The sequence below is a fragment of the Paenibacillus sp. FSL H8-0548 genome, from assembly GCF_038630985.1.
Classification (GTDB): Bacteria; Bacillota; Bacilli; order Paenibacillales; family Paenibacillaceae; genus Pristimantibacillus.
Genome location: NZ_CP152049.1, coordinates 319,194 through 344,766, shown reverse-complemented (window position 1 = coordinate 344,766; position 25,573 = coordinate 319,194). Strand labels below are relative to the sequence as shown.

At 48.4% G+C, this 25,573-nt stretch carries 22 protein-coding genes; 8 read left to right on the top strand and 14 right to left on the bottom strand.

The genetic code is table 11. The features are described from left to right. Window positions 1-32 precede the first annotated feature (32 nt). A complete protein-coding gene (locus MHI37_RS01595) occupies window positions 33-1,703 on the bottom strand; it encodes a hypothetical protein (protein ID WP_076338872.1) in 1,671 nt (556 codons plus the stop codon). A gap of 308 nt (window positions 1,704-2,011) precedes the next feature. Here MHI37_RS01595 and MHI37_RS01590 point away from each other — a divergent pair, with 308 nt between their 5' ends. The 3 genes from MHI37_RS01590 to MHI37_RS01580 all read left to right on the top strand — a co-directional run bounded on the left by MHI37_RS01590 (window position 2,012) and on the right by MHI37_RS01580 (window position 7,253). Next, complete coding sequence (locus MHI37_RS01590) at window positions 2,012-3,088, top strand: Gfo/Idh/MocA family oxidoreductase (RefSeq protein ID WP_256710650.1); 1,077 nt, start codon at window positions 2,012-2,014, stop codon at window positions 3,086-3,088. Window positions 3,089-3,163: 75 nt separating this feature from the next. Continuing rightward, a complete protein-coding gene (locus tag MHI37_RS01585) occupies window positions 3,164-5,551 on the top strand; it encodes a glycoside hydrolase family 95 protein (RefSeq protein ID WP_076338868.1) in 2,388 nt (795 codons plus the stop codon). A gap of 343 nt (window positions 5,552-5,894) precedes the next feature. Next, window positions 5,895-7,253: a transposase gene (locus tag MHI37_RS01580; RefSeq protein ID WP_076340183.1), complete on the top strand. Its 1,359-nt coding sequence runs from the start codon at window positions 5,895-5,897 to the stop codon at window positions 7,251-7,253. A 307-nt stretch (window positions 7,254-7,560) separates the two neighbouring features. On the opposite strand, the gene MHI37_RS01575 is transcribed toward MHI37_RS01580, so the two are convergent. From MHI37_RS01575 to MHI37_RS01540, 8 genes are all read right to left on the bottom strand, one after another. Continuing rightward, a complete protein-coding gene (locus MHI37_RS01575) occupies window positions 7,561-7,701 on the bottom strand; it encodes a hypothetical protein (RefSeq protein ID WP_179090333.1) in 141 nt (46 codons plus the stop codon). Between the two features lie 40 nt (window positions 7,702-7,741). Beyond that, complete coding sequence (locus tag MHI37_RS01570; protein WP_076339834.1) at window positions 7,742-8,461, bottom strand: hypothetical protein; 720 nt, start codon at window positions 8,459-8,461, stop codon at window positions 7,742-7,744. A 4-nt stretch (window positions 8,462-8,465) separates the two neighbouring features. Then, window positions 8,466-8,732 carry a hypothetical protein gene (locus MHI37_RS01565; protein ID WP_083676580.1) on the bottom strand — a complete coding sequence of 89 codons (267 nt, stop codon included), beginning with the start codon at window positions 8,730-8,732 and terminating at the stop codon, window positions 8,466-8,468. A 15-nt stretch (window positions 8,733-8,747) separates the two neighbouring features. Then, window positions 8,748-8,891 carry a MerR family transcriptional regulator gene (locus MHI37_RS01560; protein WP_179090334.1) on the bottom strand — a complete coding sequence of 48 codons (144 nt, stop codon included), beginning with the start codon at window positions 8,889-8,891 and terminating at the stop codon, window positions 8,748-8,750. Between the two features lie 96 nt (window positions 8,892-8,987). Then, window positions 8,988-9,425 carry a cytochrome c biogenesis protein CcdC gene (locus MHI37_RS01555; protein WP_076339835.1) on the bottom strand — a complete coding sequence of 146 codons (438 nt, stop codon included), beginning with the start codon at window positions 9,423-9,425 and terminating at the stop codon, window positions 8,988-8,990. A 17-nt stretch (window positions 9,426-9,442) separates the two neighbouring features. Further along, window positions 9,443-9,985, bottom strand: coding sequence for an AAA family ATPase (locus MHI37_RS01550; protein WP_076339836.1), 543 nt, complete (start codon window positions 9,983-9,985; stop codon window positions 9,443-9,445). A gap of 524 nt (window positions 9,986-10,509) precedes the next feature. Continuing rightward, on the bottom strand, window positions 10,510-11,496 hold the full coding sequence (locus tag MHI37_RS01545; protein ID WP_076339837.1) for a cation diffusion facilitator family transporter: 987 nt from the start codon (window positions 11,494-11,496) through the stop codon (window positions 10,510-10,512). A 112-nt stretch (window positions 11,497-11,608) separates the two neighbouring features. Further along, the gene (locus MHI37_RS01540) at window positions 11,609-12,133 is read right to left on the bottom strand and encodes a hypothetical protein (protein ID WP_076339838.1); all 525 of its coding nucleotides are present in this window, start codon (window positions 12,131-12,133) and stop codon (window positions 11,609-11,611) included. Window positions 12,134-12,240: 107 nt separating this feature from the next. Here MHI37_RS01540 and MHI37_RS01535 point away from each other — a divergent pair, with 107 nt between their 5' ends. Together MHI37_RS01535 and MHI37_RS01530 are read left to right on the top strand one after the other, a co-directional pair. Next, a complete protein-coding gene (locus MHI37_RS01535; RefSeq protein WP_256710720.1) occupies window positions 12,241-13,194 on the top strand; it encodes a phosphodiester glycosidase family protein in 954 nt (317 codons plus the stop codon). 42 nt (window positions 13,195-13,236) lie between these two features. Beyond that, window positions 13,237-14,247 carry a bifunctional glycosyltransferase family 2/GtrA family protein gene (locus MHI37_RS01530; RefSeq protein ID WP_076339839.1) on the top strand — a complete coding sequence of 337 codons (1,011 nt, stop codon included), beginning with the start codon at window positions 13,237-13,239 and terminating at the stop codon, window positions 14,245-14,247. An 89-nt stretch (window positions 14,248-14,336) separates the two neighbouring features. On the opposite strand, the gene MHI37_RS01525 is transcribed toward MHI37_RS01530, so the two are convergent. From MHI37_RS01525 to MHI37_RS01515, 3 genes are all read right to left on the bottom strand, one after another. Further along, on the bottom strand, window positions 14,337-15,008 hold the full coding sequence (locus MHI37_RS01525; protein WP_076339840.1) for a polysaccharide deacetylase family protein: 672 nt from the start codon (window positions 15,006-15,008) through the stop codon (window positions 14,337-14,339). Window positions 15,009-15,221: 213 nt separating this feature from the next. Beyond that, on the bottom strand, window positions 15,222-15,401 hold the full coding sequence (locus MHI37_RS01520; protein ID WP_076339841.1) for a hypothetical protein: 180 nt from the start codon (window positions 15,399-15,401) through the stop codon (window positions 15,222-15,224). A 228-nt stretch (window positions 15,402-15,629) separates the two neighbouring features. Then, entirely contained in the window at window positions 15,630-15,860 is a 231-nt protein-coding gene (locus MHI37_RS01515) for a DNA-binding protein (protein WP_076339842.1), read from the bottom strand. 338 nt (window positions 15,861-16,198) lie between these two features. Between MHI37_RS01515 and MHI37_RS01510 the strand changes: the two genes are divergently transcribed. From MHI37_RS01510 to hflX, 3 genes are all read left to right on the top strand, one after another. Continuing rightward, window positions 16,199-17,410: a hypothetical protein gene (locus MHI37_RS01510; protein ID WP_076339843.1), complete on the top strand. Its 1,212-nt coding sequence runs from the start codon at window positions 16,199-16,201 to the stop codon at window positions 17,408-17,410. Next, complete coding sequence (locus tag MHI37_RS01505; protein WP_076339844.1) at window positions 17,407-20,355, top strand: DEAD/DEAH box helicase; 2,949 nt, start codon at window positions 17,407-17,409, stop codon at window positions 20,353-20,355. Before MHI37_RS01510 ends, MHI37_RS01505 begins: the two co-directional genes overlap by 4 nt. Before the next feature lie 362 nt (window positions 20,356-20,717). Continuing rightward, window positions 20,718-21,986 (top strand): GTPase HflX, encoded by a 1,269-nt coding sequence (gene hflX / locus MHI37_RS01500; protein WP_076339845.1) that lies wholly within the window; start codon window positions 20,718-20,720, stop codon window positions 21,984-21,986. A gap of 816 nt (window positions 21,987-22,802) precedes the next feature. Here hflX and MHI37_RS01495 read toward each other — a convergent pair. Next, complete coding sequence (locus tag MHI37_RS01495) at window positions 22,803-23,750, bottom strand: glycoside hydrolase family 43 protein (protein ID WP_076339846.1); 948 nt, start codon at window positions 23,748-23,750, stop codon at window positions 22,803-22,805. 20 nt (window positions 23,751-23,770) lie between these two features. Beyond that, entirely contained in the window at window positions 23,771-25,552 is a 1,782-nt protein-coding gene (locus MHI37_RS01490; protein ID WP_076339847.1) for a glycoside hydrolase family 2, read from the bottom strand. Window positions 25,553-25,573 lie beyond the last annotated feature (21 nt).

Below are 25,573 nucleotides of genomic sequence, written 5' to 3'. Positions count from 1 at the left end.
CAACGGCAAATCGGAGGTTTCCTTCTTTCGAGCTAGCTGCTAACGCTGGCAATCTCAAAATCAAGCGTATAACCAGCTTGGTCTCGCGGATAGATTCGCACCTCGGTATCGCCAAAGCGCTGTGTCCAGCGGTTCTCTCCGCAGGTAAAGGGAGCAGTAGCTTCACGCACGCGCTCCGACAGGAAATCCTCTGTCGGCAGCCAGCTTCCGCCACCGGCAAAGCCTTGCTCTGTTTGCCACTCGGAAGGAAGCAGCCAGGATGCGACTATAACCGTGATGCCTTCCTCCGCTAGTTTGCGAACATCCTGCAGCGTAGCCGCGGAGACCGATGAACCAGCCACGAGAATGAGCTTTGGACGGCCGATTTGCTCTGCCCGCACAAAGCCATCATACACAAGCGTACTTGGCAGCGGTGCGAATAAAGGATGCGATGCTGGCGGATAGCCGCCCGCAGCTGCCGTATCCACGCCAAGCGGCAGCGGAAACTGATCGGCGGGCACTCTTCTTTTTAATTCATGACGCGGGAAATCATAGCCTGGAATGTGTAGACAGCTGCCATGTGCGGGAATAACACCGCCGCTCAGCAAATGCCAAACATGGAATATGCTCTGCGAAGCTTCTGGCATTTGCAGCGCTTGGCTGCCAAAGGGACGCTCGTTTTGTCCATAATTGCTGTCATCGGAATGAATAAATACAACATCGGCGACAGCATCAAGGTGCGACCAAGTGAGCGGGTTCGCTGCGGCATAATCGATTACGAAGCTTTTCCACACATCGCCGAACACCGATTTCTTAAAGCCGTCGGCACTGTATTGCAGCAGGCCATCTGCGTTTTCCGTGAATAAATGGGTCGGTCCTTGTAAGTAGCCCATACGCAGCGCTGAGGCAAATTCCTCTGGCGAGTGACCTGGAAAACCCGAGGTGCGAGTTGGCCAAGGACCTACGTCAGGACCCCATAAATCAGCACAAATCCACATGGGCAAGCCATATTGCTTGGCGGCTCCGAGCGCTGTAGCCAGTTGAAGGGGCTGAAACGATTCCTTCATGATTTTCGGGCATGGCGCCATTCCACCTCGCGCATGGGTATGAAATAGTGTTGGAAACACTTGCTCAGACAACAGCGGGACTGCTTCAGCATTATAGCCGGCAGCTGAAAGCTGCTTATGAACATGCTGAACACGTGAGGCTACTGCTTGCGTAACCTCATCTCTGGCAGCATCCATGGAGATGCTCCCGCCCGCTCCCCAATGCGGCTGCCAACTATCCTCGCGATACTGCGAGACATTAATTTGCAAATGCTCAGGCTCGTCGTAAAGCAAGCCAATCAGCTTGCCTGATGCCGCGGCATCAAGCAGGGCATTATCCGGTACATCGTACCGATTCGTCCCTTCTATCCAAGGGCCGTTAATATTGCCGTACTCATTGCCAAGTACGAGATCGATTCCGTTGTCGCGGGCATCCTGCAGCAGCTGCTCCTGCCCTTCAAGATTTGGAAAGACATGATGAATATAGAAGTCAGCCTTTAAATCCTGCAGTGCTGCTATAAAATGCGCTGGTGGAGGCGTTAAATCCTGAGAGGCAATGATTGCACCAGTCCCCGTGCGCATGTATAAATCAGACGCGTCCTGCGCCCAAGGGTCCTGCCAGCCGATAACGGTGCCTTGAATGCCGAAGCGAGGCTTATGTTGAGCATTATCCTTCATGAGCGATTCTCCTTTGACGATATGATTAGCATGCGATTTTGCTACCTCTAAAGTTAGCACAATAAGCAGTCGGCGGCTTGAGCAAAACAATCGCAAAAGTTGCAAATCTGTCCAGCCTTCAATAAAGGATGCAGGGGCATAATCAATCCTTTCTTCCCGAAATTTAGGCGGAGTATAAATGTGAAGCTTATGCTTTCCTATATTTGAACAAAATCGCAAATCCTTGCGCATCTCCTGACAAGCGGGCGAACCCGCTATTCGTTATACTTTGCCTACAACTACTACACATGAAGGAATGGTGAGACGATATGATGACAAAAAAATATAAGCTTGGTGTAATTGGGCTTGGCGAAGGCCGCAGTATTATGTCCGCTGCATTGCAAAGTGATCGCTGGAGCTTGGAAGCGGTATGCGATTTGAACGAGGAGCTATGCCGTGCCCGCGAGAAGGAATTTGGCTTCTCCAGCTGGACAACAAACTATGATGAGCTGCTGCAAAATCCAGACATTGATGTTATCGCGATCTATACGCCCGATCAGCTGCACTTTACTCATATCCGTCAAGCAATCAAAGCTGGCAAGCATGTCATCTGCACGAAGCCGGTGCTGCCATCCCTGGATGATGCGGCAGAGCTGCTTCGCTTATGCGGAGCCACGGATCGCAAGCTGTTCGTAGGACAAAGCACACGCTTCTTCGAGCCAATGCTCCATCAGCGCCGTGACTATGAAGCCGGCAAGCATGGCGCTTTATCCGTCGTAGAGTCGCATTATATTACTGACGGACGTTGGTTTCTTGACAAGGGCTGGAGCAAGCAAAAGGGGTTTAGCTGGATGTATGGCTTCATGATCCATGCGGTAGACATGGTTCGCTGGTATTTGCCGGACGTAAGCGAAGTAACGGGCTATGCCCTAACGAGCGACAATACGAAGGAGCATGGCATGGACGCTTGGGATTCGCTGCGCTTCCTGCTGCGCAATCCCTCCGGACAAATCGCGCAAATTGCCGGTGATTACACGCTTCCAACGCTTGGGCAGCATGTCGAACCTTCCATTGCGTGCGTTCTTCGCGGAACAAACGGAACATCGCGCTCTGAATATTCCAATTTGCAATACCACGCTCACTTTGCCGGTGAAGATCCGGTCACGCAAACGTTCGAGGAGAAAAACGATTATTATTTCCGTTTTGAGGGAAAAAGCCACCATGCAGGCGAATACCAAAATTACATCGAATATTTTGCAGACTGCCTAGATCATGGTTCTTCGCCACTTCCCGATGCTGCAGAAGCCATTCGTACGCTAGGGCTGATGCTCGCGATGGAAAGAAGCGCCCGCGCAGGCGGCGTGCCGGTGAAAATTGATGATGTGCTGCAGGAATTCGGTATCTAATAACGATTACGGCTGCAATCCGGCAACGCTGATAGTTGTATTGAAAGTATAGGCACGCTGAAGGGAGAAGCGCAGATGAAGCTCACATACGATAAACCGGCACGCCTTTGGACCGAGGCGCTGCCCATCGGCAATGGAAAACTGGGAGGCATGGTGTTTGGCGGCATTGATCTTGAACGTATTCAGCTGAATGAGGATACGCTATGGTCAGGATACCCGCGGGATTGGAACAATCCAAAGGCTCGCGAGGCTCTTCCAAGATTGCGCAATCTACTAGATGAGGGCCGATATGAAGAAGCAGAACAGCTTAGCAAGTCTGCGATGATGGGGCCCTATACGCAGTCCTATATGCCGCTCGGCGATCTGCATCTTCGCTTTTTTCACGGTTTTTTTGTTAGCGATTATACGCGTGAGCTTGACCTCGCTAATGCGGTAGCTCGTACCTCCTTCCGCATCGGTGAAACGATTCATACACGCGAGGTGTTTGCCTCTTATCCTGACCAAGTCATCGTCATACGACTGCGTACGAGCAAGCCTGGCCTGCTCAGCTTCCGTGCATCTCTGGATAGCCCGCTGCGATCCTTGATGTCCTACAGCGACGATGGGCTAAGCTTGCAGGGCTATTGTCCCGAAGAGGTAGATCCTAATTATTACGATACGGATCAACCCATTCGCTATGGAGAAGAAGGAGCAACGAGCGCCATGCGCTTCGTCGGACGACTCGGCTTTCGCCTCGAAGGAGGCGGCAGCTGGCGCACCGATGCAAGCGGCCTTCATATCGAAGGAGCAACGGCCGTGACACTGCTGTTTACTGCAGCAACGAGCTTTAACGGATTTGATCGTATTCCTGCGGGAGAAACAGGCAGCAATCCCGAGCTGCTCACGACTAAGACGCTCCACACTGCTCTATCTCATACGGACGATGCGCTTCTGCAAGCGCATCTTGATGATTACCGCCCGCTCTATGGAACAGCTGGCATTCAACTTGGTCAATCGCCCGCTCCTGCTGGCCTTACTACCGATCGTAGACTTATAGAGTACGGAGCACAGGATCCGCGGCTCATTGAGCTGATTTTTCAATACGGTCGCTACCTGCTCATCGCCTCTTCCCGGCCTGGCTCTCAGCCTGCCAATCTACAAGGGATTTGGAATGCGGATGCACGGCCAATATGGAGCTGCAATTATACACTCAATATCAATCTGCAAATGAATTATTGGCCCGCTGAAGCAGCTGGCCTCGCATCCTGCCATCTGCCGCTGCTTGAATTCATACGCGAGCTTGCTGTTACAGGAGAACAGACAGCGCTAACCAACTATGGGTGCCGGGGCTGGACGGCTCATCATAACTCGGATATTTGGCGGCAGTCCGCTCCTCCGGGCGATTATGGGCATGGCAATCCGCTCTGGGCCAATTGGCCGATGGGCGGTGTCTGGGTCTGTGCACACTTATGGGAGCATTATAGCTTCGGCAGGGACATCCACTATTTGCGTGAGCATGCCTATCCCGTTATGCGCAGTGCTGCACTATTTTGCATGGATTGGCTTATCGAGGACGGTAAGGGTGGACTTACAACTTCTCCTTCTACTTCGCCAGAGCATCGGTTTGTTCTAGAAGATGGACGCATTCCTTCACTTAGCAAAGGAGCAGCGATGGACATCAGCCTCATACGTGAGTTGTTCACGCACTGCATCGAGGCTTCGCGGCTGCTTCAAACGGATGAGCCCTTCGCTAATCAGCTTGCTAACATCCTTGCTCGTCTCCCTAAGCACCAAATCGGACGATACGGTCAGTTGCAGGAATGGTCCGAGGATTACGGTGATGAGGATGAGCAGCATCGGCATGTCTCTCATCTATATGACATTTTCCCCGGCGAGGGATTGCATGCGAATGAAGAATCTGAGCTGATTCATGCAGCACGACTCTCTCTTGAGAGGCGCGGTGACGGGGGAACAGGCTGGAGCCTCGGCTGGAAGGTTAACCTATGGGCCCGCTTCCAAAACGGCAATCGTGCCTTCTCCCTCATCTCGAATCTTCTGAAGCTTGTCGAGGATGACGGTAAAATGGATTTTACACGCGGTGGTGTTTACGTCAATTTATTCGATGCTCACCCGCCATTTCAAATTGACGGTAATTTCGGCGTGACAGCCGGTATCGTTGAGATGCTGCTCCAATCACACCTTAATGAGCTGTGTTTGCTTCCCGCCTTGCCCGATGCATGGCCCGAGGGAAATGCTTGGGGGCTTCGCGCTCGCGGCGGTTTTACAGTTACACTAGCTTGGTCCGAGGGCCGTCTCTCCAGCGCAAAAATCCAGTCTGTGCAAGGCGAGCAGTGCAGCATCCGTTCATCCATACCTCTATTTGTAGCCTGTGATGATACTACGGTCGCGTGCCAGAGCAGCAAAGATGGGGTTTATACCTTTGCAACCAAAGCAGGGAAGACCTATCTCATAACTACAGCGTAGAAAATACATCTATTTACGTTTTGGGCGCTGCGCGAGAAGATCATTCTTACAATCATGGTTGCAGCCAGATTCTTTGATTTCCTAAGACATTTAAAGGTAAGAATATGGCTGCAAAGGCGAACACTTCGTTTCTCCAGAACGATCCTCTCGCTTCGCTAAACCTTCATTTTTCAAGTTCAAGTTATATACTCAACTTTCGCAGAGTCAAAACCGAGTTGACTCCAATCCGGTGTTAAGGTAAAGCTGGTTTAAGTAACGATCTTGCCAACATAGAAAAACACCGCTTCATTTGGTAAAGTGAGATTGTCGAGATCCACTAAACCAAAGAAGAGGTGTCCCTTCCATGATAAAGCAAAAGTCGTCCCTAGATCAACTCCCACCTGAAATGAGGCCTGCTTTTCAGGAACTCGGTGTACTGAAGCACCTGAGAAATGCAGGATTCAAAAAGACTTTTGGCTATACCTGTTCCCATCTATTTATGCTCGTTTTTGTCCTTCTCTTTCATCAGAAGAACTGGTTTCGTCTGCTCGAAAGTTCCAAAAGTGAAGCCTTTCCTGGCAAAGATGCCGTCTACCGGTTTCTTAATCACAGCGGATTTGCTTGGCGGCGTTTCTTGACTTCTCTCAGCAGTGACACCGTTCAGCGAGTCGAAACCTTGACCTCCGTCACACGAACTTCCGTGTTTATTGTCGACGATTCCATGTTTGAACGAAATCGCAGCAAAGCGGTAGAACTTCTCGCTCGGTTCAAGGATCACGCCACCGGTGCTTATTATAAGGGGTTCCGTATGCTGACTTTAGGCTGGTCGGACGGCCATACATTTCTCCCTCTGGACTTCGCCCTGCTCAGTTCTGTGAAGGCTGGACTGACCGGTATTCATCCGGGAATCGATAAGCGATCCACTGGGTACAAACGCCGGAAAGAAGCTCTGCTTTCGGCCCCGCATCTGGTTTCTGAACTGCTGGATCGGGCCATCGCCTCGGGTGTTTCTGCGTCTTACGTACTCATGGACAGTTGGTTCACTCATGCGCCCTTAATCGAGCGAGTGGTGGAACGAGGTCTTCATGTCATTGGCATGGTGAAAAACGACAACAAGCGATATCTCGTTCAGGGCAAGCGGGTCGATCTCAAAGGTCTTTACCGATCTGCAACGCAAGTCCAAGGGAAGCAACGGAATATTTTGCGTCAGATTCATACGGAACTGGTTCCCGGTATTCCAGTCGTCGTGGTCTTTGTTCGCCATCGCTCCAAGAAAAACGAGTGGCTCGCGATTCTATCGACGGATCTCACACTGACGGCACCGGAAATCATTCAAATCTACGCTCTTCGCTGGGACATCGAGGTTTTTTTCAAATGCGCTAAATCCTTGCTGCGCCTGCAAAAAGAGTTCCAAGGTCGCTCCTACGATCTGCTCATTAGCCATACTACGATTGTCTTTTCCCGTTATATTCTGCTGGCTTGGCAGCATCGGCAAAGTACCGATCAACGGACGCTCGGTGGACTGTTTTATTTGCTATGCGATGAAGTCGGTTCTTTGGACTGGGCAGTGGCTTTACAGCAACTGGTGGAATTGATGAACGAAATCGCTAATCAAGTCGGCAAAAAGCTATCCGCTATGATAAAAAGTCAACTACAGCTCTGGATCTCCGCTTTGCCCAATTACATCAAGGCTTACTTGCCAATTTCAGGCTGCGAAAGTTGAGTTATATAGATCTAAATTTTAGACCTATTCCCATCAATTCAGTCCACAAGACAAAAATAGATCTAGTAAATAGACCTATTTCCGTTTATCCCATCAAAATGAGGGTTATATATGGATTTGAGATGAAATAGATCTAAATTTTAGACCTATTTCCATTAATTCAGTCTAAAGGACAAAAATAAGTCTAGTAAATAGACCTAAATTCCGTTTATCCCCCTCAAAATGAGGGTTATACATTGATTTGAGATGAAATAGATCTATCTCAAAAGGACAGAAATAACCTCTGAATTTGCTGTTTTTGAGACACTTATGCTGAGGCAGCCTTCTTCGGTTCCCGCAGCAACAGAATAAGCGGCAAGGAAACGATAATTATGATCGTTCCAATCACGAAGACGTCCTGCACGCTAAGGGAAAGAGCAGCGGTCTCCGATACGTCGCCCGATTTCATATGAGAGATCGTCCGTGCCGACAATATGGAGCTGAACAAGCTAATTGACAGCGCCGACGACCCCTGCCTGATCCAGTTCATTACTGCAGAGGCATGGCCTGAGTTTACGCTTGGCACAGCTGACATTGCCGCATTCATTACCGGCATATTGCTGAAGCCGATACCTATTATAACGGATGATCAGCCAGACGGTTATAAATAATGCGCTGGTGGCAGCATTTGCATGACTAAGCTCCCAAGTCGCGATGCCCATAAGAACAAGGCCTACTAAAATTAAACGCGCCGGCCCAACTTTACCATAAAGCTTACCCGCGGCAAGTGAAACTAGAGTCATCGCCAGCGTTCCTGGCAGCATGATGAGTCCAGTCGTTAGGCTGGATTCTCCTTTTACCGTTTGCATAAATACGGGAATTAACAACGCAGCTGCATACAGTGAAATCGTAATGCAGCAATTGAGAATAAGACCGTACGTAAAGCGTGAAATTTTCAGCACACTTAAATTTAGTAAAGGATTGCTGACGCGCAGCGTCCGCCGTATGAAATAAGTGAGTATAAGTATGCCTGCCGCAAGCATTCCGAGCGTCTCCCAGCTTGCCCAGCCCCAGCTATGTGCCACGCTAAAAGCGACCAGCAGCGCGCTAGTTCCGATGACCACCGAAGCAAACCCTATCCAATCCAGTTTGATGCCTTTGCTTAAACGATAATTAGGAATATATTTCGCTGCGACGATAACAGCGATAATACCGATAGGAGCATTCATGCTCCTATTCCTCTAGACGATCAATAGCGTTCAGCACCCTATTCTCATACTCTATTAATTCATCTTTAAATTGCGCCATTCTTGCAAGCTTATTATCGATCATCGTCAGTTCATCCTGGAGTATCTTCGATATATCGATGAGCTTCAATCGGCGCGCTGCACGGTCCTCTGTCGAATGATAGTCACTTTTTTGCTGCTCAATCACGGCTTGAAGCTCCAAATATTGCTGAATCTCTGAGAGCGAGAAGCCCAGCACCTCTCTTACTAGCAATATTTTATTAATTTTCTATATGTCTTCCTCCGAATATAGCCGCATACCACCCTGTGACCTCTCCGGAGCTGAGATAAGTCCAATATCCTCATAATAGCGAATCGCTCGCTTGGTTAAGCCTGTTCGTTTGGCTACCTCTTCTATTTTTAACAATTCCAAAATGTCCGCACCTCCATAATTTTAGCACTCATAGCATACGCCTAGTTACAGTTAACGTTAACGTTAACTTTAGAAGCAAAAAAAAGAAAGCATAGCTTAAATGCTTCCTTCACCAGCATTATTTTGTACAGAACGCAGCTGCAGCTGCTTACGGAACTTCAAGTACGATACGATTCGCCAAGGCAATATATAGGAAAAGGCTACAAGCATAAATAAGGCAGCCAACGTTTGCGGTTCAATCATACTCAAATAGCTGCGCAGGACAAAGCGTATAGCTATAACTACGATAAAGGCAAACACAAACCCGATGTTCCGCTTCGCATAGATCTGATTGTCGTCACGCACCTCATAGTTAGTCGTCCAAATTAGCGGCAGCGATAGTACAAGCCCTAATAAAGCAGCGATTAACCAATCATAGAGCGGCGCATGAACACTCGGCTCTAACAATAGAAATACACCTGGCAGCATAAATAACAAAGGCATCAAAATCCTTCTTCCATCACCGCGAATCGGCTTATAGAAGTTTCTTTTCATTCATTGTTCCATCCAATTCATCCCAGCTTCTGCAACAGCCACTCCAGCACGATTTGACTGCCTTTCTGATTGCCCTTGGAACCGTTCATAATCAGATCCGCATACCAACGAGTCGGCTCCACATACTCATCATGCCTATGTCGGACCAGCTCCAAATATTCATTAATCACCTCTTCGCGCGAGTAACGGCCATTCACGAAATTGTCCAGTCTCCTGGCAAGCCTCTCATCGGAGGGGCAATCCACAAATATTTTATAATCCATATTTTCTCTTAGCCTAGCATCATGAAACAGTAGAAAGCCCTCAATAATGACAACGTCTTCCTTTAATGCAGCGTATTGAAAATCTTCCAGTACCTTATCCATATGTATGGCGCTCGGGTGATTAAAATCTTCATATTGCTTTCCTGAGAAGGGAGCTGTCGCAATCGGCCTTTTCTCCTTGTAGTACTTGTCCATATGAATCATTTTCACCTTATATTCACTCAATCCGCTAGCTAAAAACCTGCTTAAGGTTGTTTTTCCGCTGCCAGACCCTCCAGCAATACCAATTGAAATCATAGAACGCAACACGATCCTCTCTATATGGGATTTAGGAGCAAGTTTATTTTACCATATACAGGTAATTAAAGACTTTCGCAAGCTTATCTATTGAAAAGCATCAGCTGCTATCCCAATTGTCGCCGACAAACGCTATGAGCATGCTGCTGTTACGCTGCACTTTCTGCAATAGATTCGATACGGATTGACCAAACTTTGGCCTACACTGTACTTTCTGCAGTAGTTTACCTATTTTTCGGAGGAAATCGCCCGTTAGGCGTTACTCCTGCTGCATTATTACAATGTAGCTGTCCAAATCAGCTCTCATGTCAGGTTTCTGTTGTATTTTGTGCAGTGGATCTGCGCAAAGGATGGCATTATCGGGCCGAGGAAGGCTGCAATCGCGTTATGAGCTAATACTGCTAATACTCACCGTTGAAGGAAGCGCTAGCAGCGTTCTCCTGCCACCAAAGTCCACAAAAATGCACCCCATTCGTTAGATGCTGTCTAACAAATGGGGTGCATTTCATCGTGGTTTGATCTTGTTATTTTTTAGCAATAGGAGTCCAGCTTTTCACGCCATCATCCTCAATTATGCCTAAAATAGCATCGGTGATGTCAGTGTCCTGGAGCAGTCGATCACGAACTTTAAATTTGATGTCATCTGCATCGGCAAGCGTTAATCCCGGCTTTAGCTCCATCATGGCCTCAACGTGATAATAGCGCCCTTCCTGCAAAATACGCAATTGATAAATATCAGTCACCAGAGGCTCAGATAATATGATGTTGGAAACCTTATCGGATACTTCCTTCGGAGCAGAGACGCCGATCAAACCGACCATATTATCATAACCGACTCGAAAGGCGACACCAACCATCAGCAATCCGATCAGTATGGTCACCAGACCATCCATCACTTCAAAGGTAGTTAAGGAGACAACAATGACCGCAACCATAGCCAGAAAAGCTCCAGTTACGGCAACGATATCCTCATAAAACACTAATCTTGTCGCAGGTGCTGAACGGCCTACATTTTTGAAAGCAGCGCGCATAATCTTAAATCCACTTGCTTCTACCTTCGCTTCCGTCAGTATTTCTTTCATCGCTTTTATTAATATCAACCCATCCACAATAAGGTTAACCAGCAGCACCCCAATATTGAGCCAAATGCCTTCGCTTGCCACAGGATGCTGAATTAAATGCCAACCCTCGCGTATCGTTTCGTAAGCCATAACGGTAACGACGATAACAGCAATCATACAGAAAATATTAATGACGCGTCCAAAACCGGTCGGAAACCGCGGTGTCGGCTTTTTCTCAGAGAGAATGCTGCCAGCAAAGACAAAGCCCTGATTTACTGCGTCTGCCAATGAATGCATAGAGGAAGCAAACATCGCCCCGCTGCCGCTGAAGGAAGCGGCGAAGCCTTTAATAACGGCAATAATCGCATTTCCAATCATCGCTATGGCAGATGATTTATTTCCTTTCTTAACTAGTACCCAAAACCCTTGTCCTTGTGATGTCGAATTCATTTTCGCCCCCTAAGGTTTGTGTATTGTTACCTTACCACCGTTGCCGACAAAACATTCTACACATGGAAGATTTTTTAATGAACTATCCACATTTCCGACTGTTTCCGCGTCATTATTTTCTTCTTGTTAGTTTCAAAATAAGGTAGGCCCCTTCAACGAGCAAGCCTGCCGCGACACCTGCCGCAACTGCCTCCAGAAAAACAAGCAAGCTGATTAAATCCTCCCAGCCAGTCATATTGCGTGAATACATAGCCATCAGTACAAGACCTATGAACATGCCAATATTCGAGAGAAGCCACAGCTTCCTTGCGCCGAGCCAGCCAGTAAAGCTGAACAAAAAAGACAATACGACGGCAAGCACCATAAATCGGAAGGCGTGCAAGCCCGTGAACGGCTGGCCAAGTATAAGAAATCGAATGATCCATAATAAAATACTGACTAACAATGAGGATGCTCCAGCCAATAGCCACCATTGATTGCTTCTTGCAGCAGGAATCCAGCGCATCTGAACCAACCCCTCTCCTGTAGCTCCATTCTTGCTTATATAAACGTCTGCTGCTCTTACTATGTTTCGCTTATGAACCTCAGGCAGAAACCATTTCAGGCACAGCGAAGCATTCAGTAAACGTTCAGCCATTCTTCATATGCACTTAACGTTGCGGTACGACAATAACAATGTGCCTATGTGAATAATCAATCGCATTTTTTTGGAGAGCTGCTTATTCTCTCATCCCATTTCAGGAGTTGATTGACATCATAAAACTGACGAAACGCAAAAAACTTGGACTTCTAATCACCGCCCTCATCCTGCTTGTCAGCTGCATCTTATACTCGCTTGCTGACCGTTATCTGATCGAACATGTAGAGGTACGCGTCGCCAATGAGGTTGATCAGAACAAGCCTACTGCTGATGCGGCAGTTGAAGAGGATACAGAGCAGCAAGTACAGCAGGACGATTGGAGCTACAAAAGCGCGAGCACCAGCATTCAGATTGAAAAAGTAGAAACAGGCTCCGGAAGCGATAAGATTACTTATTTTGTTGCAGACGTTCAGCTTACAGAAACAAGTGTGCTGCAAGCCGCCTTCGCAAAAAATTCGTTTGGCCGCAACATCATTGAGAAGACCTCAACGATAGCAGCAGAGCACAATGCTATCTTCGCCATAAACGGTGATTATTACGGCTTTCGTGACGACGGAGTCATTATTCGCAACGGCACCCTTTATCGAGACGAGCCTGTACGCGACGCCCTAGCTCTTCTATCCGACGGCTCGATAAAAAGCTATAACGAGGAACAGCTTAGCTCCTCTGCCCTTCTGGCTGAGGGTGTATTGCACACCTATTCGTTCGGGCCCATTCTTGTGAAGGATGGCGCAGTCGCGGACGACTTCAGCAAGGTCGCTATCGATAAAAATTTCGGGAATCGTTCCATTCAAGGCTCAAATCCGCGGACGGGCGTCGGTATGATCTCACCTAATCATTACGTATTCGTCGTCGTCGACGGTCGTAAGGACAATTACAGCAAAGGGATGACCTTAGCTGAATTTGCCAACGTATTTGCGGAGCTAGGCGCTGCCGAAGCCTACAATCTGGACGGAGGCGGCTCATCAACCATGTATTTCATGGGCCGAGTCGTGAACAGTCCGGCAGGCAAGGAGCAGGAGCGCGGCGTCAGCGATATTTTATATATTTCAGAATAGAAAATTTCATGTGTACTTAAGTATGTAAGGAGGCTGACCGCCATGAACATATTAATCCCCTCCTATGAGCCGGATGAACGGCTTTTGATTCTTATTGAGCAGTTGAGAGCGATTGGCTCTGCCCAGATTGTCATTGTAGACGACGGAAGCGGCGCGGCGTACAGCGAGCTGTTTCGCACTGCAAGAGAGCTCGGCTGCACGGTCATCACGCATATTGCCAATAGAGGCAAAGGGCATGCCCTGAAGTCAGGTTTTCTTTATTTTCGGCAAAAAGGCACGACAGACGGCATCGTCTGCGCTGACAGCGACGGACAGCATCTTCCGCATGATATTATGAGAATTGCCAGCAGCATTCAGGAGCATAATCAGCATATCATTCTCGGAAGCAGACGATTTACCGGTAAGGTTCCGATGCGAAGCCGCTTTGGCAATGCGCTGACACGGCTCGTCTTCTCATTCACAACAGGCAAACGCATTTATGATACGCAAACAGGCCTGCGCGGATACTCTGCTGACATGCTGAACTGGCTGTGCCGCATTCCTGGTGAACGCTTCGAGTATGAGATGAATCTGCTGCTGGAAGCGCCTGCTGCTGGATTTTCCTTTCATGAGGTTCCCATTGACACCATATATCTGAATCACAACGACTCCTCCCACTTCAGACCGATTATAGATTCAGCCAGAATCTATGTGCCGTTTCTTACCTTCAGCCTTAGCTCTATATTATGTGCCGTTATTGACTTTCTATTGCTGGCTGTCATTCATTTCTTTAGCTCCAGCTTGTTTTTCGCTGTTCTAGGAGCAAGGCTCACAAGCTCTGTTTTCAACTACACGATGAACAGGAAATTCGTATTTTCCAAAGGCAAAAAGTCTAAGCTCCACTCCTCCATGCCAAAATATTTCACTCTCGTATTCGTTATACTTTGTTTGAATTACGGACTCATGCATGTCTTTAATGAGCGAATTGGCATCCCTTTGCTGATCGCCAAGCTTATGACTGAAGGCACGCTGTTTCTATTCAGCTATTGGGTACAGCGCAAATATGTATATTAATAGACAACAAGACATCAATTCAAACAAAAAGACGGGCAAAGCTTGCAGCGATTATTCCCTGCAAGCTTTGCCCGTCTATTCAATTTCGCTTAATGAGCTGCGGTTAACATTCTTTCTGCATTCATGCCTTGCGGAAGCTGAAAGCTTACGTCCCGCGATATGAGCTTATCTATCAAGGATGTGAAAGGCACTGAGCCCAACCAGTCATGAATCTTAATAATCTCATTCCCCGCAGCAAGCGGAGTGCTCTGCGTTCCGTCTCCTGCTGCTAACGCGGCTAAGTCAAACGTATCCCTCGTATGCGTTACATGCAGCCCCTGCTGCGAACGGTCCTCATGATCTTTTACATTTTCAAACAAAGGCTGTCTGTACCCAAGCTCCTCCAACATACTTTGAAGGTCCGCAAAATGGCCGTCATTCACTTCGTGATGCATATAAGGAAACCGGAACGCCTTGCATGGCCTAATGACCTCCGCTCCTGCATAAAGCTCATTGATGATCTGGTCCGTTCGTTCCAATTGCTCCCTGGCTTCCTGAAGGCTTATTGCCGAGAAATCAGCATCATCGTAGCTGCGATTGCCAATAACATGGCCCGCTTTTATCGCTAGTATCGCTTCTTCTGCAAAGTCTTCCAACGCCTCGCCGAGACAAAACCAAATGGCCTGAATACCCAAAACATTCAAATACGCAACTTTTTGTTTAAAATCTCCGGCAGGACCATCATCAATCGTGAGGTACACCGTTCTTTCAACCGCCAACATAACATGAAACCTCCAATTGTTTATTGCTGCCAAGCTCTATGATCTATGCGTTATCCTACATTTCGAGGTTTATGTATTTCAAAGGATATCCTATAGGTTAAATGTTAAAGTATTCTCAACCACAAGTAAAGGAAGCCGCACACAAAAAAGCTGAGCAGCCATCGTTTCTTCTGCTCAGCTTTGCATACAACTATGTTTTTTCAACCATATCGATTATGATTGCTTCTTTACACTGTTCATTTCATTCTCAGTTTGATGCCACTTTTTAATCATGCTTTGATAATAATTGCTCTCCTGCAGGTTTAATGGCTGCCTATTGTCTTTAATCACCATTCTTCCGATGCTGCGCTTCAAAATTTCACTCCGACGTTCTAACATGTCCATATAAGTCAAGTAATTTCACCCTCCAGATAATGTTTTTCAATCGGTCCACTTAAGTATATCGAATACTAAACCTAATGAAAAACCGTATCAGGACGCGATATTTCCAATATTGCCTTCTTAGGAGGGGTGAGCTGAAGGGAGCCATAGCCGTTCGGAAACATACGGCCATATACGCCATATAACGCCCCTATAGCCAAAAACAACAGCCTCAAGAGAGGCTGTTGTTTTTGGCTACGATCAGGATTTTCCTAGGATTTCATCTATTTCGCTTTTCAGTAATAGATATCTGTGGACGCTGCGATTAATCGAAACCTTCGTCAGGTTATGCTTAAGCACATACACCTTCATCTGGTCCTTTGTCAGGCCTAGTAAGTCTCCTGCTTCAGTTACGGTCAATACAACTTGCTTGCTCGTTGCATTAAACGTTTTCTTTACCTTTTGATCCCAGTCTTCAAATACTACCTGCATATTTCCGACTCCTTTATCATAGTCAATGATCTTTATTGACTGCACCTCTTAATTATAGCATGAACAGTCAACTAAACTTAGCTTGATAAAAAATATAAATCTAAATATTACTAATCGACTATCCAAAATGTGTTATTTTAAGCAAGACAGCCAGACTTTAGACCCAAAGTGGATACAGGATAAATGCTATAATAGACATATAAGCGTAAACGGCTGTCGCCGTCCTTTAAAGGCAAAGCTCATTTCACATTAAAATATAAGCACGGCAGCGTCTCAAGCTTATGCTTCCTTAGTATTTTCTAAATAAAACAACTCTATTCACTCGGGAGAACGAAGTCATGAACCCTATCGATACGTTAAATATCGCGCAGTGGCATGCACGGTTTCAACAGCAAACCGCCACTTTAACTCATACACGCAATCTTGCCTTTGTAGAAGAAGCATTAGCTGCATTAAACCGAGGGAAGCCTGATTTCTCCCCCTTCATGAGCCGTTTATTCGAGCTGCATGCACACCTTTTTGTTTTGGAGCTGCTCCTTAATCGATCACCTCATCCTGCGGCAAACATAGGATCTTTTATCGGTTTTCAAACGCACGCAGCTATCGCTGACGTTCAGCAGATGATTACTGACATTTTGCAAAATAAACCTCTCTACATAAGCAGCAGCAAAAGCGAATGGTCATCCTTAAAGGAAACGCTCGCTTATTTACGCCAGCATATGCTGATTGAGACCAGCTCGAAGTCCTACTTCTTCCAGCCTTATTTTCAGCTGCTTAAGTATTGGGCTTCCCCGCACCCAGGTGAGGAAAACCTCTATTTACACGAGCTGGAGCAGTTAAATGCAGCACCAGCTGCGCTCGGCTCAGCACTTTCACGTTATTCATGGCTGCTGGCGCTGGCCGTCGTACATTTTTTTCTGCGCAATGATGTAGAAGCTCGTGCAAAATTAATGAAAATCGACAATGACCTTAACCTTCCTCCTGAGGAATGGCTACGCCTGCTGGCTATACTGGCCCTCGCCGAGGAATGGGGACGGCTTTCTGAGTGGCTCATGGAGCTGACTCCAATAGCCGAGAAACTGCGCCTGCAAAATATGGAACAATTTTATCAATACTGGGATATCGTCATTGTCCATATGCCAGAGCTGGAGCAGCGAATGTGGGAGCCGCTAATGCGTTCCTTGCCTTATTCCAGTGCCATTTATCAACAAAAGCTTCTTCTTCATGGCAAGTGGCAGCAATGGATCGATTATCAGCTTAGTAAAGCTTCTGAGCCGCTCAGCTTCCGTGTCAGCGTGCTTGCGCCTATCGAGAAGCATGACCCAGCGCTGCTGCTTCCCTACTACCATCAAGCAGTAGAACGCTATATTTTGCTCAAAAACAGAGCTGACTATAAATCAGCAGTAAAGCTGCTTAAACGGCTCGCGAAGCTGTACAAAAAAACGAAAAATGAAGAACGCTGGGAAACGTTTATTACGGCCTTCGCTTCACGAAACAGCCGGCTTCGTGCGCTTCAAGAGGAGCTTCGGAAAGGAAAGCTGATCGAATGAGTAAGCATATAAAATCGATTTCCGTTCACATGAATTTAACGACTCACGGTGATGCTCTCCTGTATGGCGTCACCAGTAATAACGACTACTTAAGCGGCGTTAGCTTAAAGCAGCAATTGTTCGCTTGGCACGAGGCTTCCTTCTATGGGACAGAGCTTGAGGTGCAGCAGGTGCAAGGCTTAGAGCTGGTACTGCTCCCTGCTGAGCTGGTTATTCCCTTCTTCGCAGAGCAAAAGCTGCTTGAGCACATCGCATGGACATGGGGAGAACAAGCTGAGCAGCTCTCCTTGCTTTCACCCTTGCTTATGGCAGAAATCGAGGCCAAGCGCTTCAAGCCCAGCTTCTCGGCGTTTCGCTCAGGCATGCTGCAATGGACCTGGGACAACGCTGCCTTAAACAAACAAATTCAAGCAGCACTCCAGATGCTGGATGAAGACAACGCTATTCAGGCCGGCCTGCAAGCCGCGTTCTCAGCGGTTGTCTTTGACCTCTGCTATGGTACCGAGACAACTGCGGCAGATTTACGAAGAGAATATCCGCTGCTCTTTGCCAATAGTGCTGCTGCAGCAGCGGGGCTGGATGCACAGTCGTGGCTGATCTCTATTGGCTGGAAGGCTGATCAAGCGCCCTTCCGACCGATGCTGCAGCTGCTTGAGCCGCAGGATACAGACGCGACATGGCAGCTTAAGCTTATTTTGCAGGACAAGCTTGATGAAGCGGTGCTTGTCCCTCTCAAAATGTCAGCCGCTGGCGAAGCTCTTGGCTCTTGGCCCGCTTCTTGGACAGCCGCCATACGCGAGCGTGAACGCGGCTGGCTGGATCGTCTCCGCGCCTGTCTGCCGCGAGAGCGGCTGGCCGGGCCTGCCGAGGATCTCCTGCACTCGCCCCTCGATAATGATGCAGCGTGGCGCTTCCTTGCAGCCGACAGCCCTCGGCTGCTCGAGGCTGGCTGGCAGGTGCTGCTGCCAGCATGGTGGGAAACTGCAAGCCGCCGGAAGCCGCGGCTTCGTGCCAAGATCAGCTCCCGTGCGGAGAGCGCCGGCGAATCCTTATTCGGACTGGATTCGCTCATCGAGTTTGATTGGCGAATTGCGATTGGCGAGAGCGACTTAACGGAATCCGAGTTTAACGAGCTTGTTGCCCGCAATGAGCGGCTGGTGCGATTCCGCGGCCAGTGGATTTCGCTGGACCCGGCCTTGCTTGCACAAATTCGCAAGGCGATGGCTGGCATTGACCGCTCCGAGGGACTGTCCTTTCAGGATGTCCTTCAGCTTCATCTGCTCGGAAGCAGCGACGAGCCGGAGGGTGGTCCAGCCGAGCAAGATGCGGAGCAGGCGCAGCGCATTATGCTTGAGGTTGAGCTCAACGAGCATCTGGCTAAGCTCGTCAGCCAGCTTAGCCAGCGGGCTGACTGGCCAGTCCTTGATGTGCCTTCTGGGCTGCAGGCGGAGCTGCGCGCTTATCAGCGCGAGGGCTATGCCTGGCTTGCCTTCTTACGCCGATTCGGCCTTGGCGCTTGCCTCGCTGACGATATGGGGCTCGGAAAAACCGTCCAGCTTATCGCCTATTTATTGCATCTCAAAGAGAGCACGGCAGATTTGGCGAGACATAGCCCGTCGCTCATTATTTGCCCAACCTCGGTGCTCGGCAACTGGCAGAAGGAGATCAGCAGGTTTGCTCCTTCATTGAACATTATGCTTCACTACGGAAGCAGACGTCTGGAGGGCGAAGCCTTCCAGCTTGAAATGCAGCAAGCCGATGTCATTCTGACCTCATTCGCAACAGCAACGCTTGATCAAGAGCTGCTGAAAACATACCACTGGGCATCGATTTGCTTGGATGAGGCGCAAAATATTAAAAACGCTCAAACGAAGCAATCCGCAGCGGTACGCAGCTTTACAGCTCAGCATCGCATTGCGCTGACCGGTACGCCAATTGAAAACCGTCTATCCGAGCTGTGGTCCATTTATGATTTTATGAATCCCGGATTTTTGGGCACCGCCCACGGCTTCCAGCAGCGATTCAGCAATCCTATCGAGAAGGAGCACAACACGGAGCGCACCGCGGATTTGCAAAAGCTCGTCAAGCCGTTTATGCTTCGTCGCAAGAAGAAGGACCCAGCGATCCAGCTTGACTTGCCGGACAAAAATGAAATGAAAACCTATATCCATCTTACAGCCGAGCAAGGCGCGCTTTATAACCAAACCGTCAACCAGCTCATGGATCGGATGCAGAAGCTTGAAGGCATCGAGCGTAAAGGTGCTATTCTGTCCGCTATTATGCAGCTGAAGCAGATTTGCGATCATCCTATGCTCCTGTCTAAGGAATCGATTACAGAGGCAACAGCGTCATCTGACGATGACATCGATACGGAGCTGCTGATCAGCCGCTCAGCCAAGCTCGAGCGTTTGCTTGCCATGGTGAAGGAGCTTCGCGACGAGGGCGAGCGCTGTCTGATCTTTACGCAATATCTTGGAATGGGACAGCTGCTCCAAACGGTATTGCAGCAGGAGCTTCAAGAGCCGATTCTTTATTTGAACGGCAGCACCGCAAAGCCCGCACGCGACCGTATGATCGACAAGTTCCAATCGCAATCGCTGCCTGCTGCTGAGCAGCCTAATATCTTTATTCTCTCGATCAAGGCTGGAGGAGTCGGTCTCAATCTAACAGCGGCTAATCATGTGTTTCATTTCGATCGCTGGTGGAATCCCGCCGTCGAGAATCAAGCGACCGACCGTGCTTATCGGATCGGACAGACCAAAGACGTGCAGGTGCATAAGTTTATTTCGCTTGGCACGCTCGAGGAGCGAATTGATGAAATGCTGGAGAATAAGCAGCAGCTTAGCGAAAATGTCATTTCCAGCTCTGAGGGCTGGATAACGGAGCTTTCAACAGAAGCATTGAAGGAGCTCTTCACGCTGCGTCAGGATTGGAGCAGCTCATAGTCTCTGCACATACAATAGCTTGCAGCACAGCCAACGATTGTGCTACACTATTGCTAATTTAAATGAACGGAGGGTTACATGTGATAGATTTTATCCGAGTAAGATCTTTGCGCAGCTGCTAATTGAATAGCGCCAAAGCTCTGCCTGTGTGCAGAGGACTCAGGATAAGTCTGTCTTTTTGAAGGTAACCCATATTTTATGAATACGACGATACGGACAGGGATTGAACCCTTTTCGCGTATTCGCCTTTAGATTGAAGTCTATTTCCTAATGGATTTTTTTCTGATGTCCTCTTACGGTGAACACAGGCAGAGCTGCCTGTGTTTTTTGTTTTCCAACTAACCAAAAGAGGATGATGAATAATGGAACAACCGAAGCAAAAAGCAATAATCGTCGGCGTTCAGCTACAAAACCAAACCGACTTCACTTACTCCATGGAGGAGCTGCGCAATTTGGCTGCCGCTTGCTACATTGAAGTGGTCGATGAGCTAAGCCAGAAGGCTGCCCGAGTTAATCCGTCCCACTATATTGGAACCGGCAAAATTCAGGAGCTGCTCGCGCTGCTGGAGGCGCATGACGCACAGGTCGTTATCTTTAACGATGAGCTGTCTCCCTCCCAAATCCGCAATCTGGAGGCATCGCTGGAGAGAACGGTCATTGACCGGACGATTCTGATTCTGGATATTTTTGCGGAGCGTGCCAAAACAAGAGAAGCTCAGCTTCAAGTCGAGGTTGCCCGCCTCCAGTATATGCTGCCACGACTGGTCGGCCTTCGCGCATCACTTGGACGGCAAGGCGGCGGCTCTGGACTAAAAAACAGAGGTGCAGGCGAGACGAAGCTGGAGCTGGACCGCAGACGCATCGAAGAGAGAATTACAGCACTTCAAGCTGAGCTCGATAAGCTCGTGGCCAGGCGCCAAATTCAGCGGAAGCAGCGCCAGAAGAACGAGATGCCTGTCGTCTGTCTTGTGGGCTATACGAACACAGGGAAGTCCAGCTTGATGAACGCGCTGCTGGAGTGCTACAATCCTGGAAGCCACAAGCAAGTATTCGCACAGGATATGCTGTTCGCTACGCTTGAGACCTCTGTCAGAAACATTGAATTGCCGGATAACAAATCGTTTTTGCTGACAGATACCGTGGGATTCGTGAGCCAGCTCCCCCATCATCTGGTCAAGGCGTTCCGCTCCACGTTGGAGGAAGTGACCGAGGCCGATTTGCTGGTGCATGTGGTCGATTACTCCCACGAGGACTATGAGCAGCTCATTTCTGTTACGAACCATACGCTCAAGGAACTGGGAGCTCATGACATTCCAACGATCTTTGCTTATAACAAATGCGATTTGACAGACCATCCTTATCCAGATGTAAAAGACAACCAGGTTTATCTCTCGGCCAAAAAAAATAGCGGCCTTACGGAGCTGATCGAGCTCGTTCGCGATCAGATCTTCGATGACTACATGGAATGCGAGCTGCTAATTCCATTCAGCCAAGGACGCTTGGTCGCCTATTTCAATGAGCATGCTCACGTTCAATCTACAGATTACGAGCCCGATGGTACTCGCATGAAGCTGGAATGCCGCGTAGCGGACTTTGAAAGATATCGTAACGAGGTCACTGTCTTGTCATAGAACAAAGGCTCTCCCCTTGGTCAATGACCAAGGGGAGAGCCTTTGCGGCTTGTGAGCGACCTCGATTCATCACATTAAGCACGCATGTGTTCTTAATGTGTCAAAGTAACCTGGACTTGCTACTCTTAAGAACACATAGGTGCTTATTGAGCCCATTCGGCTTGTGAGCGACCTCGAATCATCACATTAAGCACGCATGTGTTCTTAATGTGTCAAAGTAACCTGGACTTGCTACTCTTAAGAACACATAGGTGCTTATTGAGCCCATTCGGCTTGTGAGCGACCTCGAATCATCACATTAAGCACGCATGTGTTCTTAATGTGTCAAAGTAACCTGGACTTGCTACTCTTAAGAACACATAGGTGCTTATTGAGCCCATTCGGCTTGTGAGCGACCTCGAATCATCACATTAAGCACGCATGTGTTCTTAATGTGTCAAAGTAACCTGGACTTGCTACTCTTAAGAACATATAGGTGCTTATTGAGCCCATTCGGCTTGTGAGCGACCTCGAATCATCACATTAAGCACGCATTGTAGCTAGAATAAAAAGTGGACACCTCATAAGAGTATGCAGATAATAAACTACAAAGAGGAAGAGGTGTCTAGTATGGGTGAGCATCAAACAGGCCCCACCTAGCAGTCAGATGGAAGCCCGTGTATGAAGGATCAGTATTAAGGCATGCGACAAGTATCCGGCAATGACGTGGATCAGGGTAATACTCAATCACGCTATACAGGGCTGCGCTGGCCTTCGCGCCCCGAGGTGTATTGAATACCCACTATGCCCCTGCTTTGGTTCATGTTCATAATATGGCTACTCACCGGATGGCAAAGGGATCTTTGCATCAACAGCAACTGGGACGCCAAAATCCGGATAACCTGACTCATTCCAGCTAAAAGCTTGAATTCTCGTGCTTCGTGTTGCCGTAGGCGCGCCTGATTCAGAAAGGGCATGATAAACAATCCAGTCCTCTGTCCCGTCAGGCGATACGGTGAAGCTGTTATGTCCTGGCGCAAACACGTTTCGTTCCGGCGATTTGCTGAAAACCGGCATCGGAAGCTTCGTCCAAGCAGCGGCATCGGTCGGCTCGCATGCTTCGTCTGCGATTAACATGCCTAATCCATAGTCATCCGCCCATGTCGTGCTGGCAGAGTACACGAGAAACAGCTTGCCATTCCTCTGCATAACAACCGGTCCTTCGTTAATAGCCATGCCGCCCTGCTTCTCCCATTCAAACTCAGGCTTCGTAAGCATGGTTTCCTTGGTAGCAATCGTCCAAGGATTTTCCATTCTAGCGATATAGATAGCAGAACCGTAATCGGGAAAATGCCCATAGCCGGCATACAAGAAATACAGCATCCCTTTATGGTGAAACACCGTTCCATCCAATCCCGGCAATTGCGTATTTACGGCGCCGCGCTCTACCCACGTTCCTTCAAATGGATCATGATGCTCGTTCTCAAGCACATAGACTCGCCTTGTATCATCTCCTCCGCCATCATTAGCGGTGAAATATATATACCATTTGCCGTTGATCACATGCAATTCCGGCGCCCATAGATTCTGACATCCGGGACCCGAGGCAGGCGGTGTATAGATAACCTCATGCCGTCCTTCAGCAATTCCGGTCATTGAAGTAGCCGATCTTAATTCCAAATGGCTTCTTTTGGTTACCATTAAATAATATTTACCGTCTGTATGCTTCATCATCCACGGATCTGCTCCGCCCGTCAAAATAGGATTCACAAATGTTTTATCCATTTCAACCCGCCTCTCTGTAACTATTCCAATCCGTCGGTTGATATCGGAGTCGCTCCCGCTACTAGCTCGCGATAGGTTTCAATCGGAAGCTTAGGCACGCGATCGAATGTTAGCAGGCCGTTTTTCTCCTGCTCGACATCGGTCAACTGCGTATAGCAATAGCCCTGCAATCCGCCGGCAGCGATAACCGGACGCATCACCGCGGTCAAACGGTTCAAGAAGTCCTGATTATCTTTCGCCGATGAGTAACCCCAGCCTTCACTGCTGCCCTGAATGTACGAAATACCTCCGAATTCCGATAGCTGTACCGGCTCGCCATGATAAGAGAATCCAGGAATCATAATTTTTCTGCCTTGTGGATCACTCTTAATGGCTAACTCGGGCGTTGCATATCTGCGCGCTAATACTTCTTCCCGGCATTCATAATCATGAACCGTATAAATATCCGATTTTACATGCTCCCAGCCGTCATTCGAAATAACCGGTCTAGTGTCATCCAGCGATTTGGTTAAATAATAGAGCGTGGAAGCATGGTGCTGCTGTCTTTTGTCTATTAAAATATTGGGCGTTCCCCAGCTCTCATTCAGTGGAACCCAGACGACGATACAAGGATGGTTATAATCACGTTGAACCGCTTCCTGCCACTCCTTCGTAATTCGGCCTACATATTGCTCCGAGAATTGATAGGCATTGGCCATTTCTCCCCACACAAGCAATCCAAGCTTATCGCACCAGTACAAATAACGCGGATCTTCAATTTTCTGATGCTTCCTCGCGCCGTTGAACCCCATCTGCTTCGTCAATCCCACGTCGGTACGCAGCATTTCATCGCTCGGAGCCGTAAGCACGCCGCCTGGGAAATAACCTTGATCCAAAATTAGCTTCATATAATAGGGACGGTTATTTAAACATATAACGCCATCTTCTATCGATATTTTCCGCATACCGAAGTAGCTTTTCACTTGATCAAGTTCTTCTTCGCCGTCCAGCAGCCTAAATTCGACGTCATAGAGATGCGGCTTCTCCGGCGACCACCAGCGTCCAAGGCCGTGATCGTTAAAGTCATGCAGCTTAATGGAAACTTCCTCTTCCTGCGCCATGACACGAATGACATCCTCGGCTATCAGCTCGCCCTCAAACGATATTTTTATGCTGAGCCGTAAGCTATTGTATAATTCCGTGCCCTTAATATAACTGCGAATATGAATTTTATTGGAATCGATATCCGGCGTCAGTCTCACGTGTTCCACATGCGCAGCATTTACCGCCTCGATCCATACCGTTTGCCATATGCCCGTCGTCCGTGTATAGAAGACCTGTTCCGACTTCTCCTTCCAGTACTGCTTGCCTCTAGGCAGCGTGACATCCTTGCTGTAATCCTGTGCACGCACAACGATGATGTTTTTCCCGCTAACCTGAAGGGCTGCTGTAACATCGGCTTGAAAAGGGGTATGGCCGCCCTCATGGGATGCAACCAAATGCCCGTTCACCCATACCTTAGCCTCGTAATCGACAGCGCCAAAATGAAGGATAATACGTTTTCCGGCATATTCAGAGGGCAGCTCGACATTTTTACGGTACCATACAATATCGTGAAAGGCTTGTTCATGAATGCCGCTCAGCTCGCTTTGATAACAAAACGGCACTTGAATCTTACGGTCAAAATTTTCTCCCTCATACCATCTATTGTCGCAGCCAACATTCGTATCATCGTAGGCAAATTCCCACTCCCCGTTTAAATTGAGCCAGGAAGTCCGTTCAAACTGCGGTCTAGGATATTCATTTCGTGATGGTTCAATCATGTTCCCACTCCAGTCCTATTG

Bases quoted from the DNA above. Each gene is read 5' to 3' on its own strand.
- MHI37_RS01595 (WP_076338872.1), bottom strand. From the start codon at position 1,703: ATGAAGGATAATGCTCAACATAAGCCTCGCTTCGGCATTCAAGGCACC.
- MHI37_RS01590 (WP_256710650.1), top strand. From the start codon at position 2,012: ATGATGACAAAAAAATATAAGCTTGGTGTAATTGGGCTTGGCGAAGGC.
- MHI37_RS01585 (WP_076338868.1), top strand. From the start codon at position 3,164: ATGAAGCTCACATACGATAAACCGGCACGCCTTTGGACCGAGGCGCTG.
- MHI37_RS01580 (WP_076340183.1), top strand. From the start codon at position 5,895: ATGATAAAGCAAAAGTCGTCCCTAGATCAACTCCCACCTGAAATGAGG.
- MHI37_RS01575 (WP_179090333.1), bottom strand. From the start codon at position 7,701: ATGAAATCGGGCGACGTATCGGAGACCGCTGCTCTTTCCCTTAGCGTG.
- MHI37_RS01570 (WP_076339834.1), bottom strand. From the start codon at position 8,461: ATGAATGCTCCTATCGGTATTATCGCTGTTATCGTCGCAGCGAAATAT.
- MHI37_RS01555 (WP_076339835.1), bottom strand. From the start codon at position 9,425: ATGAAAAGAAACTTCTATAAGCCGATTCGCGGTGATGGAAGAAGGATT.
- MHI37_RS01550 (WP_076339836.1), bottom strand. From the start codon at position 9,985: ATGATTTCAATTGGTATTGCTGGAGGGTCTGGCAGCGGAAAAACAACC.
- MHI37_RS01545 (WP_076339837.1), bottom strand. From the start codon at position 11,496: ATGAATTCGACATCACAAGGACAAGGGTTTTGGGTACTAGTTAAGAAA.
- MHI37_RS01540 (WP_076339838.1), bottom strand. From the start codon at position 12,133: ATGGCTGAACGTTTACTGAATGCTTCGCTGTGCCTGAAATGGTTTCTG.
- MHI37_RS01530 (WP_076339839.1), top strand. From the start codon at position 13,237: ATGAACATATTAATCCCCTCCTATGAGCCGGATGAACGGCTTTTGATT.
- MHI37_RS01525 (WP_076339840.1), bottom strand. From the start codon at position 15,008: ATGTTGGCGGTTGAAAGAACGGTGTACCTCACGATTGATGATGGTCCT.
- MHI37_RS01515 (WP_076339842.1), bottom strand. From the start codon at position 15,860: ATGCAGGTAGTATTTGAAGACTGGGATCAAAAGGTAAAGAAAACGTTT.
- MHI37_RS01510 (WP_076339843.1), top strand. From the start codon at position 16,199: ATGAACCCTATCGATACGTTAAATATCGCGCAGTGGCATGCACGGTTT.
- MHI37_RS01505 (WP_076339844.1), top strand. From the start codon at position 17,407: ATGAGTAAGCATATAAAATCGATTTCCGTTCACATGAATTTAACGACT.
- hflX (WP_076339845.1), top strand. From the start codon at position 20,718: ATGGAACAACCGAAGCAAAAAGCAATAATCGTCGGCGTTCAGCTACAA.
- MHI37_RS01495 (WP_076339846.1), bottom strand. From the start codon at position 23,750: ATGGATAAAACATTTGTGAATCCTATTTTGACGGGCGGAGCAGATCCG.
- MHI37_RS01490 (WP_076339847.1), bottom strand. From the start codon at position 25,552: ATGATTGAACCATCACGAAATGAATATCCTAGACCGCAGTTTGAACGG.